Raw genomic sequence first — 18,796 nt, 5'->3', positions numbered from 1 at the left:
GAAGGAAACATTTTAAGTGGTCCTACACATCGCAGAAGTTTTTTAGGAGATGGTTTTGTGCGTTTGTTTATAAGGTTTTCAATATTCCTAATGATGGGAATTATCCTGATAACAGGGTGTGATCAGGCGGCTACTGAAACACCTGTTAAGCCAGTGCAACCAGAAAAACAACCAGTGGTAAAAGCCCCTGAGCAGGTAAAACCGCCGGAAGTGTTGCCACCACAACCTCAGGCTCCCAATCAGCAACAGCCAGATCAACAGCCTGCTGTAACACAACCAAATGAAGAACCAAAACCTCAACTCACGGAAGAAGAAATGTATCAAAATGAGATGAAGGTATTAAAAGAACAAAAAGCAATTTATCATGGTTCAAGACATTCTAAACAGATTGCCCTAACCTTTGATGACGGACCTGATACCAACTTTACGAACCAAGTGTTAGATATTTTAAAAAGAGAACAAGTCCCCGCTACCTTTTTTGTTGTAGGGAAGATGGCCAAACATTACCCTGATGTCTTAAAAAGAATTGATTTAGAGGGACATACCATAGGAAATCACTCCTACTCTCATCCGCAAATGAATAAGATTTCTCAGGCAGCGGCGATGAAGCAGTTGGAAGATACTAATCAAATTATCTTTCAAACGATTGGAAAGAAACCAACACTGATGCGTCCTCCATATGGTGCTTACAATAAAACATTAACCAATAAAACAGCAAATATGGGGATGAAGGTCATTTACTGGGATGTAGATACTCTAGATTGGAAACATCGGACTTCCAGCCAAATTTTTAACACCATCCAAAATCAAGGAAAAGGTGGAACTATTGTGCTACAGCACAGTTCAGGGAATAATGGGCTACAGGAAAGTGTAAACTCCCTAACCCAAATTATTCAACACTACAAAGCGCTAGGATATGAGTTTGTTACGGTCGACAAGATGTTAGATATGCAACCTTATCAACAATAAAAACTCTAAAAAACCTACTAAAGTGCAAGGACTTTAGTAGGTTTTTTGGTATGATAGGCAGTAAAACTGAAAAAGGGGTTTATCATGCAGAGTTCATACCAACCAGAGAAGCCTATAGAAGAGACAATTAACGAGCTTTTAGAAAGAGCAAAACAAGCATATCAATTAAACAAATATGATCTCGGCTTAAAATATGCATATCAAGCGTTAGAGATAGATCCTGGGTTTCCAGCCGCTCACCTGATGGTTGGCCACTGCCTATGGGGGAAGGGCGAAGCAAATGCGAGTTTTGAAGTTTTTACAAAGCTCATTGCACTCCATCCAGAGTTTCCAGAAGCTTGGCTCATGAGAGGGAATCTAATACTTTATGAAGCTCAAAATCCAAAGGAAGCAATCTTATGCTATCAAAAAGTATTGGAGTTTCAACCAGACCATAATGTAGCTCTCTTTTATTATGCAGAAGCCCAATATTCTTTGGGTCATCTAGATCAGGCGGAAAAATTAGTTAGACAAGCCCTTCAAGCAAATCCAGAACAGGAAGGATCATTACGTCTCTTAGGAAAGATCGAAGCGAAAAGAGGCAACCACGATCAGGCGAAACAATGCTTTCTTCAGGCGCTCCAACATAATCCAGAAAACCTCGATAATATTTTTAGCTATGGTCGTTATTTGTTAGTGGATCGGAACCTCCCAGAAGAAGCATATCCCCTGCTCAGGGAAGCTATGCGATTAGATCCTAATAATAAGGTAGTTCAAGAACATTTTTATATTGTCTTAAAAGCGAAAAAGCGATTTTTTCGCTGGTATTGGTCATATCAACTCTGGAAGTCCAAACTAGGCTTTTTTGGTTTTTTATTATTTGTCGCAATATTTACGGTTGGTCATATAACAGGGTTGTTTTTTCTCTTTATCGTAATTTGGATCGCAGATTGGATTTTCAGCTATTGTATACGACGTGGATGGATATTTTAATGGTAGAGACACTTTCTAGACCTAACAAGATTAGCTACCATCAAGGTGCTAATCTTGTTAGGTCTTTATCTAGATCGCTTGATTCATTTCTTTTATGTTTTGCTGGCTTCGATCTTAAAATCGCTTGTACTATTTGTTCCCCATGATATATAGCGTTAGTCTCTCTTTTGAGTCTATTCCTATTATTCGGAATTGGTTGGTATAGGGATGATTTTTTTGGGCCTATCAAAAAATAGAGTTGTGTCGTTTTTTTTCTGTTGCTATAACTCATACTACCAATAAGAATTTTTCCACAGATATAGGAGTTTCATGGATATAGGAAGGATGTCTCGTTATGAATTTTTATCAGGTTCGTCTTGCGGGGATTGCAGTAATTTTTTTTCTGTTACTATCCACCACAAATTTACTGTTTCATTCTCCAGAGTGGGATGTGCCCATTTTGGGTGATCTAGAAGAGAATACCGCATGTAAACAATCTGTTTGTACCATTCCAACCACTTCATCCAAACTTCCGACTACATTCCCTATTTATACGAGAGATTCATCTGAACGGAAATGGATTGCATTGACGTTTGATGATGGCCCAGATGATCGATTTACACCTAAGATCCTAAATATTTTACGTAGAGAAAAAGTACAAGCTACCTTTTTTGTGTCAGGAAAGCAAATTCGAAAAAACCCGACTGTTTTAAAACGGATTGCACGTGAAGGACACCTCTTGGGCAATCATTTTGAGAACCACCAAGATCTACGTAAGATTCCCACGGAAGCAGTAATCCAGGAGTTACGAGAGACAGATCGCTTAGTTTATGAACTTACAAAGAAGAGGATGGGACTCGTTCGACCGCCATTTGGTGCAATGGATACTCGGATCAAACAGATCGCAGCCAATCATGGAACGAAAATGGTCTTTTGGAGTGTAGATCCAAAAGACTGGACAGGGAGAACCTCTGAACAAATTATTCGAGACATAAAGAAAAAGACTCGTGCTGGAGATATTATTTTGTTACATGCAGCAGGGGGTTGGGATAGTCTGCATGGGACGGTAAGTGCATTACCTGAGATTATTCGTTATTACAAAAATAAAGGGTATCGTTTTGTAACAGTAGATCAATTATTGCAGATTCCGGGATATCTAACCAAGTAAAATAATATTTATGTTACAATACAATAGAAAAACAATTAAATACATAAAAGGAGAGGTGTTTTCTTGGTTTCAGCTCAAACTAAAGGAAAACCAAAAAGTAAGCTGCTTCATACTACCAAAAGGATTATATTTATCATACTAGGAGCAATTTTAGCAGCACTCGCACTAGAATTTTTCCTAGTCCCAAATAACGTTATTGATGGTGGGATTGTTGGGATCTCCATTATTGTTTCTCATCTGTTCGATTTGCCACTTGGAATCTTTCTATTCCTCCTTAATCTTCCATTCTTTCTATTCGGTTATAAACAGATTGGGAAAACCTTTGCACTCTCTACCCTCCTAGGTGTTACCATTTTCTCCTTAGGGACTACATACTTTCACCACTTTGAACCTTTTACGAAAGATTTACTTCTATCTGCTGTTTTTGGCGGAATGTTACTTGGTGTAGGAATAGGGCTTGTCTTGAGGTATGGAGGCTCCCTAGATGGAACGGAAATTGTAGCCATTATTTTAACCAAAAAGTTGCCGCTCTCTGTAGGCCAAATCGTGATGATTGCAAACATTTTTATCTTAGGTAGTGCAGGATTTGTATTTGGTTGGGAAAGTGCAATGTACTCGTTGATCGCATATTTCATTGCCTTTAAGGTAATTGATATCACGATCGAAGGGTTAGAGGAGACTCGATCTGTTTGGATCATTAGCGATCAGGCAAAAGAGATTGGAGATGCCTTAATGAATCGTTTAGGTCGGGGTGTAACCTATCTCAAAGGAGAAGGGGCGTATACTGGGGACGACAAACAGGTCATTTTTTGTATTGCCACTCGGCTAGAAGAAGCAAAGCTAAAGACGATTGTAGAAGAGTTGGATTCAGAGGCATTTTTGGCAATCGGTCATATTTATGATGTTCGTGGTGGTCGATTCAAAAAGAAAGATATTCATTAATAAATGGAAATTTATTGATATTGTTAAAAAGTCTCTGGTTAGAGGCTTTTTTTCGTTGGTTCTCTGAGTTAGATTTAATATGAGAGATCGAAAGAGAGGTGACCTGTTTGGGCTTTTTTGTGTTTCTCCTGATGATTGCACAAATTTATTTTTATTTTGAACAAAAGAAAGGAAAAGAAAAAAGCGAACAGCTAGAACAAGAATTATGGAAGTTACACAAGGAATTATGGCTTTTAAAACAAGAACAACATTCTACAGGTAAGCCAAATCCAATTCCATCAAGTAAACAGTCTAAACCAATTGCTGAAAAGGAACAAGTAGCCCCACCGGAACCAATTGTTCCCTTTCCACAACCGGTTTTCCCTACCCAGGAACGATCTATTGGGGCAGAACCTGTGCCAACTCAGCGTCCTACAGAGCAGGTAGACAGTCCATCTGTTTCAGCAAGTACTGAGGAATCAACTGTTAATACGCCTGAAGCTCCACCGGTTACTGGTGAACCTAGGAAAAGATCGTTCCTTCCAGAGTGGTGGGAGGAAGAGTGGGAGATGCTGGTTGGTGGTAAGCTACTGAACCGGATCGGAGCAATTGCGTTAGTGATCGGTATTGGATTTTTCCTGAAATATGCTTTTGATCATGACTGGATTTCGGAGCCCATTCGTTTAGTGATTGGGATGGCCGTAGGGGGAATAATGCTCTGGTTAGGTGCATACACCCGAAAAAAGGGACTTCCGATTTTTGCTCAAGGTGCAGTTGGTGTTGGGATTGCTACGATGTATTTAACGGTATATGCCGCAGATAATTTTTATGGGCTTATTTCTCCGATTGTAGCAGTTATATGGATGAGTGGAGTTACATTACTCGCATTCCAACAAGCAATTTCATATAACTCCATCGCTACTTCTTGGATTGCTTGGTTTGGAGGTGCATGGACACCGTTTCTTTTTTCAGCGGAGCCGACTAGCCCTCTAGGATTTTATCTTTATTTCACCCTATTTACTGCTACTGTACTTGCTATTCTCTCGAAAAAACCAGCTTGGGTCTCCATCTACATTGCCCATGTTCCAGTTAGCTATATAGCATATTTAGTAGTGGGGATTCAGTTCGAGGATGCCTTTGTATGGAATGCAATTGCGTTGGTAGTCCTATGGGTGTTGTTTATGATTTTTGAATACCGAAGACAAAAAGAATCAGGGAAATGGTTAGTTGGATACAGCTACTTACATCCGATATTGATGCTTTTGATTTCAATGACATTTATTTCAGAGGCAGATTCAATACTTGACAAAAGAACACAATTTGCAATCGGTACTTTTGTTGTCGGTTTCCTCTTCACCATTCCTCTTCTATACGGGAAATGGAAGAAAACTTATTCCGAAATACCGTCTCATCGTCGAACGGTGTTCCAACTTACCTTTTTCCTTCTGTTAGTCATTGCTACAGTCATCCAGTGGTCAGATAGTACATTGGCTACATTACTGGGATTAGAAGCGCTTGCGATTGCTGTTTGGGGACTCCGCTTTTCTCGTATGCACGGTTGGTATTTTAGTATCGGTTTATGGTTCCTTAGCTTTTTGACAGCCTTTGAACCATATTTCCCATATCTTAAAGATAAGAAATGGCTATTCTTGGACCTTCATTTCTTACCAATCGCGATTTTGATCGGAAGCGCTCTTTTGATCATTCGGTTAGGAAAAGAACAATATAAACAATATTTGGAATGGATTCATATTGCTTGGATTTTTATGGCGACTATTGGATTCATATTAGAGTGGTTTAGCCTTGCCACAAGTCCAAGTTTAACAAGTGGTCCATTTAGTTGGGTGAAGCCTCTACACTCTATTGATCACTTACTGATTTTGTCCGTTGTGATTGTTCTTTTAGGAGTTGGTATGTATCGTTTTGGGATCAGAAAAGAGTATATTCACTTGCAATCTTTTCTAGACAAAGGAATCGGATTGATCCTGATCTGTGTTTTGATCGGAACTCCGTTAGATACGACTCTTGGCTTTATGGATGCTGTATTAAATGTTCGAACCCTCTGTTTTGTACTATTAGGGCTTCTTCTATTCTGGTTAGGAAGATCAATTCCAGAGAGTTCTACATCAAAACCGCATGCTCTCATCCAAAAGCTAGCACCATTCACTATTGTTCTCCTGGCTTTTGAATGGGTTACGGTTGAAGTGATTCAATTCTTTGACATTCGTAGTATTAATACAAAAGATATGCTTGGCTATTCTTTGATCATCGCATGGGGAATACTCAGCTTTGTCGTTATGCAAATGGTCAAAAATAGACATCTTTGGGCATCGCGATTGTCTCAAGGAATCTTATTTTTAGGTATTGTGGTACTGGTTTTGATTTCGTTGAGAAGCGATCCTTTATTTCCAGTGCTCAATATGCGAACTCTTTGTTTTGTGCTCTTAGGGTTTGTCCTCTTTTGGTTGAGCAAATCGATTCCAAAGAGCTCGACATCGCAATATCACATTCTTATCTTTAAGCTAGCACCATTCACTATTGTTCTTTTGGCTTTTGAATGGGTTTCGATTGAAGTAATGCAATACTTTGGTACGGGAAGCGTTTATGTCGAAGATATGATGGGCTACTATTTAGTGATGGCATGGGGGTTACTCAGTTTTGTCGTCACATGGATTGTGAAAGATAAGCAACTTTGGACATCTCGATTGTCTCAAGGAATTCTTTTTCTAGGTGTTTTCATGCTTATTTTCACTTCCTTAACGAGCGATCCACTATACCCAGTATTCAATGAACGTTCTATTTCCGTTCTCTTGATCGTAGGTATTTTAGCTCTCCAACTGAGATTAAGAGTAAAGCTGGCAGAAAAGGGCTTCTCCAAAGTAGAACAGTATATCTATGCGTCGACTTTAATCTTTTTACTATTGGAGTTGGTTTCGGTAGAGGTCTGGACTAGTTCCTACCAATATCCAAGTATGCAGCAACTTGCTCTTTCGATTGCTTGGTTGCTATTCGCAGTTGTACTATTGATTATTGGAATCTGGAAACGATGGAAAAAGATTCGCCTTGCAGCATTAGCCATTTTGGGGATTACAATCTGCAAGATTTTCCTCTTTGACCTTTCGTTCCTAGATACCATTTACCGAATCATTTCCTTTATTGTCTTGGGTGTAATATTGCTTGCTACATCGTATGTTTACCAACGAAACAAACACTGGTTTATCTGATAAAGAATAATAGAATGGAGAAATCCAGCAGAGATGATATAATCCTGCTGGATTTTTTATTGTTGAGATACAAAGTGTTAAAAAGTCTCTTTATAATGAGGCTTTTTTTTGTTTGTATTTTAAGATAGATTGAGAATTGTTATAACTTACTAAATTTTGAGTGAGGTGATGTATTTGATTTCCTTATTGTTGTTTTTTGCAGTGGTCTATTTGTATGTAGATCTGCGCAATGAGAAAAAGGAACGTAGAAACCTCGAAAATAATGTCCTGAAATTAGAAAATGTTTTAAGCATACTACAAAACAAACTGATACATAGTCCAGAGAATGTTGAAAGTAAACTAGAAGAAAAAGAGACCCAACGATCGGCTACTAAACAAATTGCGGAACCAAATTTGGTAGAGCTAGTAGGTCTTTATGGTGAGAAAGCTCATGCTACTAGTGCATTAGCTAACCATAAGGAGTTATCAGATCAACAAGCAGATGATCAAAGTAACAAGACTGATTCCCTTTTACCAAACTGGTGGAAAGAAGAATGGGAGATTTTGGTTGGGGGAAAGGTGTTTAATCGGATTGGCGCAGTTGCACTGGTTTTAGGGATTGGATTTTTCCTCAAATATGCCTTTGATCATGATTGGTTTATGATGTGGACCCGAGTAGCAATTGGAATGATCGTGGGATTTGCTCTTTTAGGAATAGGACGTTTGAGTCGCTCCAAAGGCTTAACCATTTTTGCGCAAGGAGCAGTAGGAGCTGGGGTTGGCACTATGTATTTGACCGTATATGCTGCTGACAATTTTTATGGATTGGTCCATCCCGTGTTAGCGATGATCTGGATGAGTGGAGTTACAATCATTGCTTTTCAACAGGCTCTCTCATACAATTCCGTTGCCACTTCTTGGCTAGCATGGTTTGGTGGAGCTTTAACCCCTTTTCTTTTTCCAATGGAAGTGGAGACTCCCCTTAAGTTCTATCTATATTTTTTCGTGTTCACGGCGACACTTCTTACCTTGTTGTGGAAGAAGCCTGAGTGGACGTCCATTTATCTCGCCCATGTTCCTATCACATATATTGTTCTATTGAAAACGGTACTTTTTCCAGATGCCCAAATGATTCATCTGTCTGCGATCCTATGCTTTTGGTTCGCTTGGATGATATGGGAATATATACAGCGAAAACAGTCTGGAGCTTGGATGCAGGGCTTTAGTCTGTTCCATCCGTTCATCACTTGGCTACTATTCCATTACACCTTTATTCATTACGATTACTTGTACACGGAAGAGCAGATTAGAACCCTACATGCGTTCGTTTTCCTAGGTACAGCAGTTCTCTTCGCACTGCCACTCCTATATGCGAAGTGGAAGAAAACATATGAGGAGATCTCATTATTTAGGAGATATGGATTTCAATCTGTCTTTTTCCTCTGTAGCTTTTTAGCTACCACGATTTATTGGAGTGGTACAACATTAGCTACGGTGCTAGCGATCGAGGCAACGATCTTTGCTTTATGGGGCATACGGTACTCTAAAAAGATTAGTCGTTATTTTAGTATGTTTGTCTGGATTTTAGCTGCATTGCTCTCCTTTGCTTCTTATGAAGCGCTTCTTGGGAAACATAATTGGATCTTTTTGAACAGAGAATTCCTCCCATTTGCGCTTTTGATCGTAGGAGTTTTTCTCGTAATGACTGTAGGAAAACAAGCTTATCAGCCATATATCCAGAAAATGCATATTGCTTGGATTACCGTGTGGGGAATTGGTATAAGTATTGAGTGTCTAACAGTTGTACAACCAAGTATTTTACATGGAATTCGGTTTCTTGATCGGTTCCAGATGTTTGCAGTATTGATCATGATAATGGGGATTGCATTGTTCTCTTTTGCAATACGTCGGAAATACCTATTTGTTCAGTACTATCTCATGATCTGGATCATCATTCCTGTTGGGGTGCTGATGTTAGCTGCACCTTCTACCACAAGCTTTAGCTGGGCTCCTGCGGTACTGAATGTACGAACAGCACTATTTTTGCTGGTGATTGTTCTTTTGATTCATTGGCGTCGTATGTTAAAGCGAGGTTCGGCAACGAAAGTATCTCAAATTTTACAACAGAGCCTTCCGATTGGGGTTTTGCTACTCTTATTTGAATGGATCAATATTGAAGTAGCACAATTCTTTGATAAGTTAGATCCAAATTCGGTCCCAAGCAATACAAATATAGAATTGTATGGAGTGGCGGCCTTATGGGGATTGTTCTCGCTCATGGTATTTTTCGTTTTACGAGATCGACGAGACAAAGGAAGTCTTTATTTAGCAGAAGGTATTTTGTTTTTAGGTGCGATGATCGTGGGAGTAGTGGCTTTAGAGCGTACTCCCATGTTGCCGGTATTCAATGAGCGCTTCTTGGCGTTTATGGTGATTATTGCGGCTGTTGTCCTTCGCTTACGCTGGAAAGATCGCTTTGCTTATTCTCATCAGTCCAAGTGGCACCCGTATATCTATCCAATGGCTCTCTTACTCTTATTGTTTGAGATGATTTCAGTCGAAGTATGGACGGGAATTCAATACACGTTACCTTCATGGGATAGTCTCTCCATTAGAGCATACAACTTAAAACAACTAGGGCTATCTATGGTTTGGTTACAGTTTGCAACAATACTACTGAGTATTGGAATCTGGCGAAAATGGAAAAAAATTCGCTTAGCAGCGTTGATCTTTTTAGGCGTTACGATTTGTAAAATCTTCCTACTCGATCTATCGTTCTTGATTACAGTTTATCGGATTACCTCTTTTGTTGTACTAGGTGTAATCTTACTTGCTACTTCTTTTATCTATCAACGACATAGACATTGGTTTTTAGAAGTGCAAGAAGAGAAATAAACACAATGAAAAGCTGCGAAATCCTAAACAAGTGGATGCGCAGCTTTTTATAGTAATTTGTCTTAAACTTAAAGGACTTAGTCAGAAAGATGTTCCTAACCATAAAGCTTAAATCTCTTACTTTTGCACGAAAAGCAGGTTATCGAATTAGGTAGGGAAGGAAACTTGTTTACCACAATAAACGCATTTCCTTACCGCTACTTTGGAGTCTTCTTTTCTAGTCACATTTTCCGTTTACTGTAGTTGTTGTATGACTTACTGGCATGACTCATATTTTATAACAATAAGAGAGTTGTTGGGAATCATATTTGTTTTATTGATATCGTTTTTTAGTACAAATTAAAATAATTCTTAATAGTAGTGGTAAAAAAATTTGCCACTGTTCTATTGGAAAAGAGTGATAAAATGAAGTTCTATAGAAATAGAGGGTTTAAATCCAGGAGGAAGAAATGAGAGTTTGTGGGATCGATCCAGGTATTGCCATCGTGGGTTATGGATTTGTCGATGTCAGAGGAAATCAGTTATCGGCTGTAGATTATGGAAGTATTCAAACAGAAGCGGGTCTTGCAGTTCCGACCCGACTAAAGCAAGTATATGATGGAACCAAATATCTTTTGCAAAAATACCGTCCAGACGTTGTGGCGATCGAAAAACTTTTTTTTAATCGGAATGTCACGACTGCTTTTACCGTTGGACAAGCTCGAGGTGTGATGATGCTTGCCTGTGAAGAAGAAGGGATTGAGATCACAGAGTATACACCTCTACAAGTAAAAATGTCCGCGGTAGGCTATGGAAAAGCGACCAAACGGCAAGTACAAGAAATGGTAAAGTTACTATTAAATCTAACACAGATCCCCAAACCAGATGATGTGGCAGATGCACTGGCGATTGCGATCTGTGAAGCGCATTCAGGAGAAGCACTACGCAAACTAAAGGGAAGAGGGGTGAAAAAATGATAGAGTTTATGAAAGGAAAAGTATACATAGTAGAACTGGATCATGTGGTGATCGAGAGCAATCATGGGTTAGGTTATCGGGTTTCCATGGTCAATCCGATGGTTTTAACTGAAGGAGAGGAGACATTTCTCCATACGCATCAAGTAATCAAAGAAGACTCTCATACACTCTATGGTTTTGTGCAAAAAGAAGAGCGAGATCTATTTCGCATTCTCTTAGAAGTATCGGGAGTGGGACCAAAAGCGGGTATGGCGATTCTATCAGGTGGAGCACCAGTTCAGATAGTACGAGCCATCTTGACGGAGGACTTGCGTTTCTTGACAAAATTGCCAGGGATCGGGAAAAAGACTGCTCAAAGAATGATCCTTGATTTAAAGGAAAAATTGGACAAGTTAAATTGGGTCAGCTTACTACAGACTGAAACAGAAGCACCAACCAGTAATCCTGTCCCACAGGTAAATGAGACGGATCGTAGTAGGGATGTCGTTGATGCCTTAATGGGACTTGGCTATAATGAAGAAGAAGCAAAACGGGCTGTAGAAAAAGTAGCTTCAGAAGCAAACGAGACCCTCACCACAGAGGATTGGATTCGTCGTGCGCTTCAAGCTACTCTTACTAGATAGGAGGGGTCCGAAGTGGAAGAGCGGATCATCTCCGCCAAGTTTTCCGAGGAGGACGAGCAAGCCGAATATAGTCTGCGTCCACGATATTTATCGGAATACATAGGACAAACAAGAGCCAAAGAGAATCTCAAAATTTACATAGAAGCAGCTAAACAACGATCGGAAGCACTAGATCACGTGTTATTGTATGGCCCCCCAGGTTTAGGGAAAACGACTCTATCGCATATTATTGCCAATGAGCTGGGCGTGCAAGTTCGTACTACGTCCGGACCTGCCATTGAGCGTCCTGGGGATCTAGCTGCGATCCTGACCAACTTACAGCCACATGATCTCTTATTTATTGATGAGATCCATCGCTTGCCTCGCTCTGTTGAAGAAGTACTCTATCCGGCGATGGAAGATTATGCACTTGATATCATGATTGGGAAAGGTCCAAGTGCTCGCTCTGTGCGATTGGATCTACCACCCTTTACTCTAGTGGGGGCTACTACACGGGCTGGTTCTCTTTCTGCACCGCTACGTGATCGTTTTGGAGTAGTGTCTCGATTGGAATATTACACAATCGAAGAACTCTCTTTTATCGTACAGCGAACGGCTGATTTATTTGGAGTCGGGATACGAGGAGAGGGAGCCGAGGAAATTGCCCGAAGATCGCGAGGAACGCCACGGATCGCCAATCGCTTGCTAAAAAGGGTTCGTGATTTTGCACAAGTGGTAGGAGACGGTTTGATTACAGAAGAGACAGCGCGGGAGGCATTGAATCGGATGCAGGTGGATAGACTGGGATTAGACCACGTCGACCATCGTCTGTTACTCTCCATTATCGAGAAGTTTGCTGGCGGACCAGTTGGATTAGACACCATCGCAGCTAATATTGGAGAAGAAGCACAGACCGTAGAAGATGTCTATGAGCCGTATCTGATGCAGATTGGACTCTTAGCCAGAACACCCAGAGGACGCGTAGTTACAGCAAGTTGCTATGAACATTTTGGGATGGAGATGCCGAAGTGAATCCGTTAGCAAAGACACTAGTTATAGTAGGAATTATTTTGATCACAGTGGGACTTCTCTGGCAAGTAGGAGGGAAATGGTTCCCGCTTGGGCGTTTGCCTGGCGATATTTCGATTGATAAAGGGAATGTGAAATTTTACTTTCCGATTGTCACTTGCATTATCATCAGTATCGTGATCTCGCTAATCAGCTATTTAGTGCGCCTGTTTAAGTAGACGGGCGTTTTTTTCTGGTTTTATTTCGTTGCTTAATAGATTTGAAGAGAATGTTTGAAAACGCGGCTTATTTGAAAATAGTTGTTTCAGATAGATCAACTCATATTTTTATATGGAAAGGATTTTTCCTATGGAAGTTTCCCAGTTTCACTTTGAACTACCCAAAGAATTAATCGCTCAAACTCCGCTGGTTAATCGAACTGCTTCGAGATTAATGGTAGTAGATCGCCAGACGGGAGCGATTGAGCATCGTGTATTCCCAGATATTTTAGATCAGTTAGGTGAAGGGGATGTGCTAGTCCTCAATAATAGTCGGGTTCGTCCGGCGCGTTTAGTTGGAATCAAAGAGGAGACAGGAGCACAGATTGAGCTACTCCTCTTAAAGCCTCTAGGAGAAGATCGTTGGGAAGCTTTGGTTAAACCATTTAAACGTGTCAAAGAAGGTACTGTTGTCCGTTTTGGAGAGGGAGAACTGCTCGCTGTAGCGGAAGAAGCTACAGAAGTAGCGGGTGGTCGAATCTTTCGTCTTCAATATGAAGGAGATGTGGAGCAACTTTTTCAAAAACTAGGTGAAATGCCACTTCCCCCTTATATTCGTGAAAAATTAGATGATCCAGAACGATATCAGACTGTATTCTCGGAGAGTATTGGTTCGGCAGCGGCTCCTACTGCTGGACTTCATTTTACCCGAGAATTATTGGATCAAGCTGTTGAAAAAGGTGTGCGGATCGCGTATGTTACGCTACATGTTGGTTTAGGGACCTTTCGTCCAGTGATGGTAGAGAACATCGAAGAGCATCATATGCATGCGGAATTTTATTCGCTCGATGAAGAGAATGCCGAGAAAATTAGATCAGCCAAACGAGTAGTGGCTGTAGGAACTACTTCTGTCCGTACTTTAGAGACGATTGCCCAAAAATATGGAGAGATTCGTGCAGCAAATGGTTGGACAGATATCTTTATCTATCCAGGCTATCAATACAAAGTAGTAAAAGCTTTGTTGACTAACTTCCACTTGCCTGAATCAACATTGCTCATGCTAGTGTCCGCATTTTCTAATCGAGATAATGTGATGAAAGCATATGAAGAAGCGGTACGAGAGCGTTATCGATTCTTTAGTTTTGGCGATGCTATGTTTATTAGATAAAAAAAGAACCCATCTAGTGTAGTTCATAATTTTAGCTACTAGGTGGGTTCTTTCTATTGTATTTCTCTGATTTGACCTATATCATCATATATTTAGCAAGGAATATATAAATTTTTTGTAATTTGGGAAGTGGAGGAGATTGTTTTGGACCGTAGATATCCGATTGGAATCTTTACATTTCAACGTGTTTATCCTCAGGAGCAACTGTTAGCTTGGGTCAAAGAGTTTCCATTATTTCCTGAGAAGTTATCTCAGGAGGTAACAAAACTTACTGCTACACAACTGGAGAAACAATATCGCCCGGATAGTTGGACAGTACGTCAGCTTGTCCATCATCTTGCAGATAGTCATATCAATAGTTACACTCGATTTCGTTTAGCTTTGACGGAAGACAATCCAATTGTTCGTACTTACGAGGAAGGGAAATGGGCAGAACTCACAGACGCCCAAAATGGACCGATCGATGTCTCACTCCAGCTATTAGAGGCAATCCATACTCGCTGGGCGAATCTCGCAACCTCTCTATCGGAGGAAGACTGGAAACGTACTTGGCAACATCCTGAATCTGGTGAAGGAACTTTAGCAGATATGATGGGGCTTTATGTTTGGCATAGCAACCATCACTTCTCTCATATTCAATTAGCCATTCAAGGTTAATCCAGAATCTAAGTTTATACATAGCTTGTTGCATTAATCCAAGTTAAGCGTATGCGTGCCGCCGGTTTTCCCGCTTCTGCTTGTCCTGCCTGTCCTGTGGGATCTGCTCCGACTCCCTACCGCTCATAGTCGCATCTCAAAAGGGGAAAACCTCTGGCTTTGGGTTCATTATGCAACATGCTCTACAAATAGAAGTAATCCAACCTATAGAGTCCCAAGATACCAATTTTCTTAGGACTTTATAGGTTTTTTATTATGAAATTACTGAATTAGAGTAAATATTTAACATAAATTTATTCTTTCCATGTTTTCGACAATATGATATAAATATTATTAAATATTTTTGAAGAAGTATTTGCTTCATAAATATTAATAGATGAAGCATTCGATGCTTCAGGGAGAATGAGATGAAAGAAATATCGTTTGGGCAACTTGTAAAGAACACATTTCCTAGTTTGTCAGCTGGACAAAAGAAAGTTGCTGAATATATTTTGGGTAATTTAGAACAAGCAGCGTTCCAAACCTCTGAACAAATTGGACGAGAAGTGAATGTGAGTCAAACGACAGTGATTCGGTTGTCATATGCGTTAGGATTTAGCGGTTTCTCTAAGATGCAATCCAGTATTCAAAAAGATGTATTAAAGACAAGTTCCAATGATTCCCTAGTAGAAGAGGTAAACATAACAAAAGAGATTAATCCTTTTTCCAAGGTGATTGAAAAAGATATTGCAATGCTACGTAAAATGTATAGTCAGTTAAATCAGATAGATCTATGGAAAGCGGTCGATTCCTTAATAAAAGCGGATCGAGTTTTGGTGGTAGGACATCGAGCTTCTTATGCTGCAGCTCAGTGGTTTACATATTGTCTCAGCGAGATTCGCGATCATGTTGAGGTTAGTACGAATACGACAGAGTCAATCGAAAGAATTCTTGCCTTAACAGATCAATCAGTGGTGTTTGCTCTTTCTTTTCCTCGTTATAGCAAAGAGGTTATCAAAATAACTGAATGTGCCCAGCAACAGGGAGCAGAGCTCATATCCATCACAGATCATGTTTTGTCTCCAGTAGGTCGCCGATCCGAAATCGCATTTACTACCGAAATAAATTTAGAATCCGGTGCGAATTCTGTCACTTCTATTTTCAGTTTGTTAAATCTATTTCTAGTTGGAATCAATATGAAGATGGAAGGTCAAATTCAAACAAGGAGAAAGAGCTTGGAACAGCTATATTCCCGTTTTGATATATTGATTGAATAGGGATTTATATGAAAGGTGGTGATTATCTATTTAATATAAATTAGATTCAATCTATTGGGAAATGATCAAATTGCGGAAAGATTCATCTGGGATAAAGGAGGGATACGATGAGAATTGAAAAGGTTGTATTACGAAAGATGAGGATGACACTCAAATCACCTTTTCAAACAAGTTTTGGCACACAGCAAGTAAGAGATTTTATTTTAACGGAAGTCCATGCAGATGGACAGGTTGGTTATGGTGAGTGTGTTGTGTTCTCTGCGCCATGGTATGCAGAAGAAACAGCGGGGACTGCGTGGCATATTCTAGAGGATTTTTTGATTCCGATGCTGTTCGAGTATGGCGAGATCTCCCATCCTGATGAAGTGTACAACTTGTTCTCTCCGATTCGCCGCAACAATATGGCCAAATCTGCTTTGGAAGGTGCGATTTGGGATTTATATGCGAAACAGCAAAACCTCACACTTGCAACAGCACTCGGTGGCAAGAAAGAGAAGATCGAAGTAGGGATCAGTCTCGGAATTGAAGAGAATATCGATCGATTGTTCCGTAACGTGGAGAGTTATTTAGAGCAAGGTTACAGAAGGATGAAGATCAAGATTAAGCCAGGTAAGGATCTGGAAGTGTTACAGGGATTACGGAAACAATTCGGAGATCTCCCAATGATGGCGGATGCCAATTCTGCTTATACGCTGGATGATCTTCCTATTTTCAAAGAATTAGATGACCTCAACCTGATGATGATTGAACAACCACTCGCACATGATGACATTATAGATCATGCTGTCTTACAAAAAGAACTAAAAACCCCAATCTGTCTGGATGAGAGCATTCACTCCTATGAAGATGCGAAAAAGGCGATTGAAATGGGAAGCACTCGCGTGATCAATATCAAAATTGGACGAGTAGGTGGCTTGTCATCTGCTAAACGAATCCATGATTTATGCCAAGAAAAAGGAGTTCCAGTATGGTGTGGGGGAATGTTGGAATCGGGGATTGGACGAGCCCATAATATTGCGATTACGACACTTCCTAATTTCACACTCCCTGGTGATACAGCAGGCTCCTCACGCTATTGGCAGGAAGACATCATTGAACCTGAGGTGAAAGTAACATCAGCTGGATTGATTGAAGTTCCAACCGCATCGGGAATTGGTTATCAACCAGTGCCTGAGTTAGTAGAAAAATACTCAACTGCTAAAAAAGAATTTAGCAAATAAAAAACTTTTCCTATATCGTCGTGAGATTTTTTTAAACAACCAAATATATAATATATTTTCATAATGAAAGCAGAAGATGAAGGAGGAAAAGTTTGATGCTAGCGATTGCAAAAAAAGATGGCGCTAAACAAAAAAAACGTTCTGGCTCGCCTGATGCTTATGTTCTCCTGTTTATCATTGTACTTATTTGTGCGATTGCTACTTATATTGTACCAGCTGGGGAATTTGACCGAGTCGAAAAAGGTGATATTACACTCACTGTACCTGGAAGCTATCATGCTGTTGAGTCGAATCCAACCGGGTTTATGGATTTCCTGCTAGCATTTCAAACAGGTATGGTAAAAGCAGCCCCGATTATTTTCATGGTATTGTTTACGGGTGGAGCGTTCGCTGTGATTGATAAAACGGGTGCACTTCATTCTGGGATTCTCAATTTCGTCAATAGAATGAAAAATAAGGACATCCTGTTGATCATTTTTGTTTCTGGGTTATTCTCGATCTTAGGAACGTTTGGAGTAATCGTAAACTCCGTTATTGCGTTTATTCCTTTGGGAATCATGATTGCCAGAGCGATGAAATTAGATGCAATTTTTGGGGTAGCTTTGATCTATTTAGGGACATACGCTGGGTTTAACGTCTCGATCATGAACCCTTCCACATTAGGTTTAACACAAAAGATTGCAGAGTTACCATTATTTTCTGGAATCGGTTTTCGGATTGTCATTTATGTCATCATTACCATTATTACCATTGCCTACATTGCCTTGTATGCACGTAAACTCAGAAAAGATCCTTCTAAAAGTATTTTAGGAGATAATCTATTTCCGGATTCTGGAGATACGAATGTATCTGAGGAGCAAGAGATTCCAGAATTCACAGGTAAACATAAGTTAGTGATGGCATTTGTAGGGATTGTGTTAGTCGCATTTATTATCTTAGCCATTACCCTAAAATGGGATATCGAAGAAATGACTGCTATGTTTATCTTTATGGGTATTGGTGTTGGATTAATTGCTAGAATGAGCGCAAATGAGATTTCGAAAACGTTTATTAAGGGATGCCAGAATATTGCCTATGGAGCGTTAATTGTTGGGATGGCTCGGGCAGTTGTGGTAATTCTCGAAGATGGGAAAATGTTGGATACCATCGTGAATGCATTGGCGCAAGTGTTAGAACCCCTTCCTCCAATGGTTGGAGCTTTTGGGATGTTTATTGGTAGCGGGTTACTACATTTCCTGATTTCATCTGGATCTGGAGAGTCCGTTATGTTAATGCCTATTTTAACTCCTTTAGCTGACATTATTGGCGTTACTCGTCAAGTTGCAGTTCAAGCATTAATGTTTGGAGAAGGATTTGTTAACTGTATCAATCCAACTTCTGGTGTATTAATGGCGATACTGGCAATGACAAAGATTTCGTATGGAAAATGGCTAAAATTCATGTTACCTCTAACTGCGATTTGGGTTGTATTTGGTTTCATCTTTTTGGCAATCGGGGTCATGATCAACTGGGGGCCATATTGATAAAATGAAATGTTACTCAACTGATGGTTAATAACCGATCAGACCTTTACGAACAGTTGCCCCCCGTTTCTTCCTTGATTC

Annotated in this window: 15 protein-coding genes; all 15 read left to right on the top strand. The window is 40.0% G+C overall.

Translation table 11 applies throughout. The features are described 5' to 3' along the window. The first annotated feature begins 57 nt into the window (after positions 1 to 57). The 15 genes from VJ09_RS04985 to VJ09_RS04915 all read left to right on the top strand — a co-directional run bounded on the left by VJ09_RS04985 (position 58) and on the right by VJ09_RS04915 (position 18,715). Complete coding sequence (locus VJ09_RS04985; RefSeq protein WP_187118679.1) at positions 58 to 969, top strand: polysaccharide deacetylase family protein; 912 nt, start codon at positions 58 to 60, stop codon at positions 967 to 969. An 84-nt stretch (positions 970 to 1,053) separates the two neighbouring features. Then, a complete protein-coding gene (locus tag VJ09_RS04980) occupies positions 1,054 to 1,941 on the top strand; it encodes a tetratricopeptide repeat protein (protein WP_044640511.1) in 888 nt (295 codons plus the stop codon). A 334-nt stretch (positions 1,942 to 2,275) separates the two neighbouring features. Next, complete coding sequence (locus VJ09_RS04975) at positions 2,276 to 3,088, top strand: polysaccharide deacetylase family protein (RefSeq protein WP_052807225.1); 813 nt, start codon at positions 2,276 to 2,278, stop codon at positions 3,086 to 3,088. A gap of 102 nt (positions 3,089 to 3,190) precedes the next feature. After that, entirely contained in the window at positions 3,191 to 4,030 is an 840-nt protein-coding gene (locus tag VJ09_RS04970) for a YitT family protein (RefSeq protein ID WP_407689986.1), read from the top strand. Between the two features lie 107 nt (positions 4,031 to 4,137). After that, the gene (locus tag VJ09_RS04965; protein WP_044640509.1) at positions 4,138 to 7,233 is read left to right on the top strand and encodes a DUF2339 domain-containing protein; all 3,096 of its coding nucleotides are present in this window, start codon (positions 4,138 to 4,140) and stop codon (positions 7,231 to 7,233) included. 174 nt (positions 7,234 to 7,407) lie between these two features. Next, positions 7,408 to 10,107, top strand: a complete 2,700-nt coding sequence (locus VJ09_RS04960) for a DUF2339 domain-containing protein (protein WP_044640508.1) — start codon at positions 7,408 to 7,410, stop codon at positions 10,105 to 10,107. A 449-nt stretch (positions 10,108 to 10,556) separates the two neighbouring features. After that, positions 10,557 to 11,063, top strand: a complete 507-nt coding sequence (ruvC, locus tag VJ09_RS04955) for a crossover junction endodeoxyribonuclease RuvC (protein WP_044640507.1) — start codon at positions 10,557 to 10,559, stop codon at positions 11,061 to 11,063. After that, the gene (ruvA, locus tag VJ09_RS04950) at positions 11,060 to 11,686 is read left to right on the top strand and encodes a Holliday junction branch migration protein RuvA (protein WP_044640506.1); all 627 of its coding nucleotides are present in this window, start codon (positions 11,060 to 11,062) and stop codon (positions 11,684 to 11,686) included. The genes ruvC and ruvA overlap by 4 nt, the downstream gene beginning before the upstream one ends. A 12-nt stretch (positions 11,687 to 11,698) precedes the next feature. Then, entirely contained in the window at positions 11,699 to 12,697 is a 999-nt protein-coding gene (gene ruvB, locus VJ09_RS04945; protein WP_044640505.1) for a Holliday junction branch migration DNA helicase RuvB, read from the top strand. Next, on the top strand, positions 12,694 to 12,912 hold the full coding sequence (locus tag VJ09_RS04940) for a DUF2905 domain-containing protein (protein WP_044640504.1): 219 nt from the start codon (positions 12,694 to 12,696) through the stop codon (positions 12,910 to 12,912). Before ruvB ends, VJ09_RS04940 begins: the two co-directional genes overlap by 4 nt. A 130-nt stretch (positions 12,913 to 13,042) precedes the next feature. Next, positions 13,043 to 14,059 (top strand): tRNA preQ1(34) S-adenosylmethionine ribosyltransferase-isomerase QueA, encoded by a 1,017-nt coding sequence (queA, locus tag VJ09_RS04935; protein WP_044640503.1) that lies wholly within the window; start codon positions 13,043 to 13,045, stop codon positions 14,057 to 14,059. A gap of 144 nt (positions 14,060 to 14,203) precedes the next feature. Beyond that, positions 14,204 to 14,716 carry a YfiT family bacillithiol transferase gene (locus VJ09_RS04930; protein ID WP_230199094.1) on the top strand — a complete coding sequence of 171 codons (513 nt, stop codon included), beginning with the start codon at positions 14,204 to 14,206 and terminating at the stop codon, positions 14,714 to 14,716. Positions 14,717 to 15,123: 407 nt separating this feature from the next. Continuing rightward, entirely contained in the window at positions 15,124 to 15,972 is an 849-nt protein-coding gene (locus VJ09_RS04925; protein ID WP_044640502.1) for a MurR/RpiR family transcriptional regulator, read from the top strand. Positions 15,973 to 16,079: 107 nt separating this feature from the next. After that, positions 16,080 to 17,192: an o-succinylbenzoate synthase gene (gene menC, locus VJ09_RS04920; RefSeq protein ID WP_044640501.1), complete on the top strand. Its 1,113-nt coding sequence runs from the start codon at positions 16,080 to 16,082 to the stop codon at positions 17,190 to 17,192. Positions 17,193 to 17,284: 92 nt separating this feature from the next. Next, entirely contained in the window at positions 17,285 to 18,715 is a 1,431-nt protein-coding gene (locus tag VJ09_RS04915) for a YfcC family protein (RefSeq protein ID WP_407689970.1), read from the top strand. The last annotated feature ends 81 nt before the right edge of the window (positions 18,716 to 18,796 follow it).

It is taken from the genome of Risungbinella massiliensis (assembly GCF_000942395.1).
In the GTDB taxonomy this organism is placed as follows: Bacteria; Bacillota; Bacilli; order Thermoactinomycetales; family Thermoactinomycetaceae; genus Risungbinella; species Risungbinella massiliensis.
The sequence above is the reverse complement of the archived record's forward strand: the minus strand, read 5'-3'. Positions and strand labels throughout refer to the sequence as shown.

Coding starts and splice junctions, on each gene's coding strand:
- VJ09_RS04980 (WP_044640511.1), top strand. CDS start 1,054: ATGCAGAGTTCATACCAACCAGAGAAGCCTATAGAAGAGACAATTAAC.
- VJ09_RS04975 (WP_052807225.1), top strand. CDS start 2,276: ATGAATTTTTATCAGGTTCGTCTTGCGGGGATTGCAGTAATTTTTTTT.
- ruvC (WP_044640507.1), top strand. CDS start 10,557: ATGAGAGTTTGTGGGATCGATCCAGGTATTGCCATCGTGGGTTATGGA.
- ruvA (WP_044640506.1), top strand. CDS start 11,060: ATGATAGAGTTTATGAAAGGAAAAGTATACATAGTAGAACTGGATCAT.
- queA (WP_044640503.1), top strand. CDS start 13,043: ATGGAAGTTTCCCAGTTTCACTTTGAACTACCCAAAGAATTAATCGCT.
- VJ09_RS04925 (WP_044640502.1), top strand. CDS start 15,124: ATGAAAGAAATATCGTTTGGGCAACTTGTAAAGAACACATTTCCTAGT.
- menC (WP_044640501.1), top strand. CDS start 16,080: ATGAGAATTGAAAAGGTTGTATTACGAAAGATGAGGATGACACTCAAA.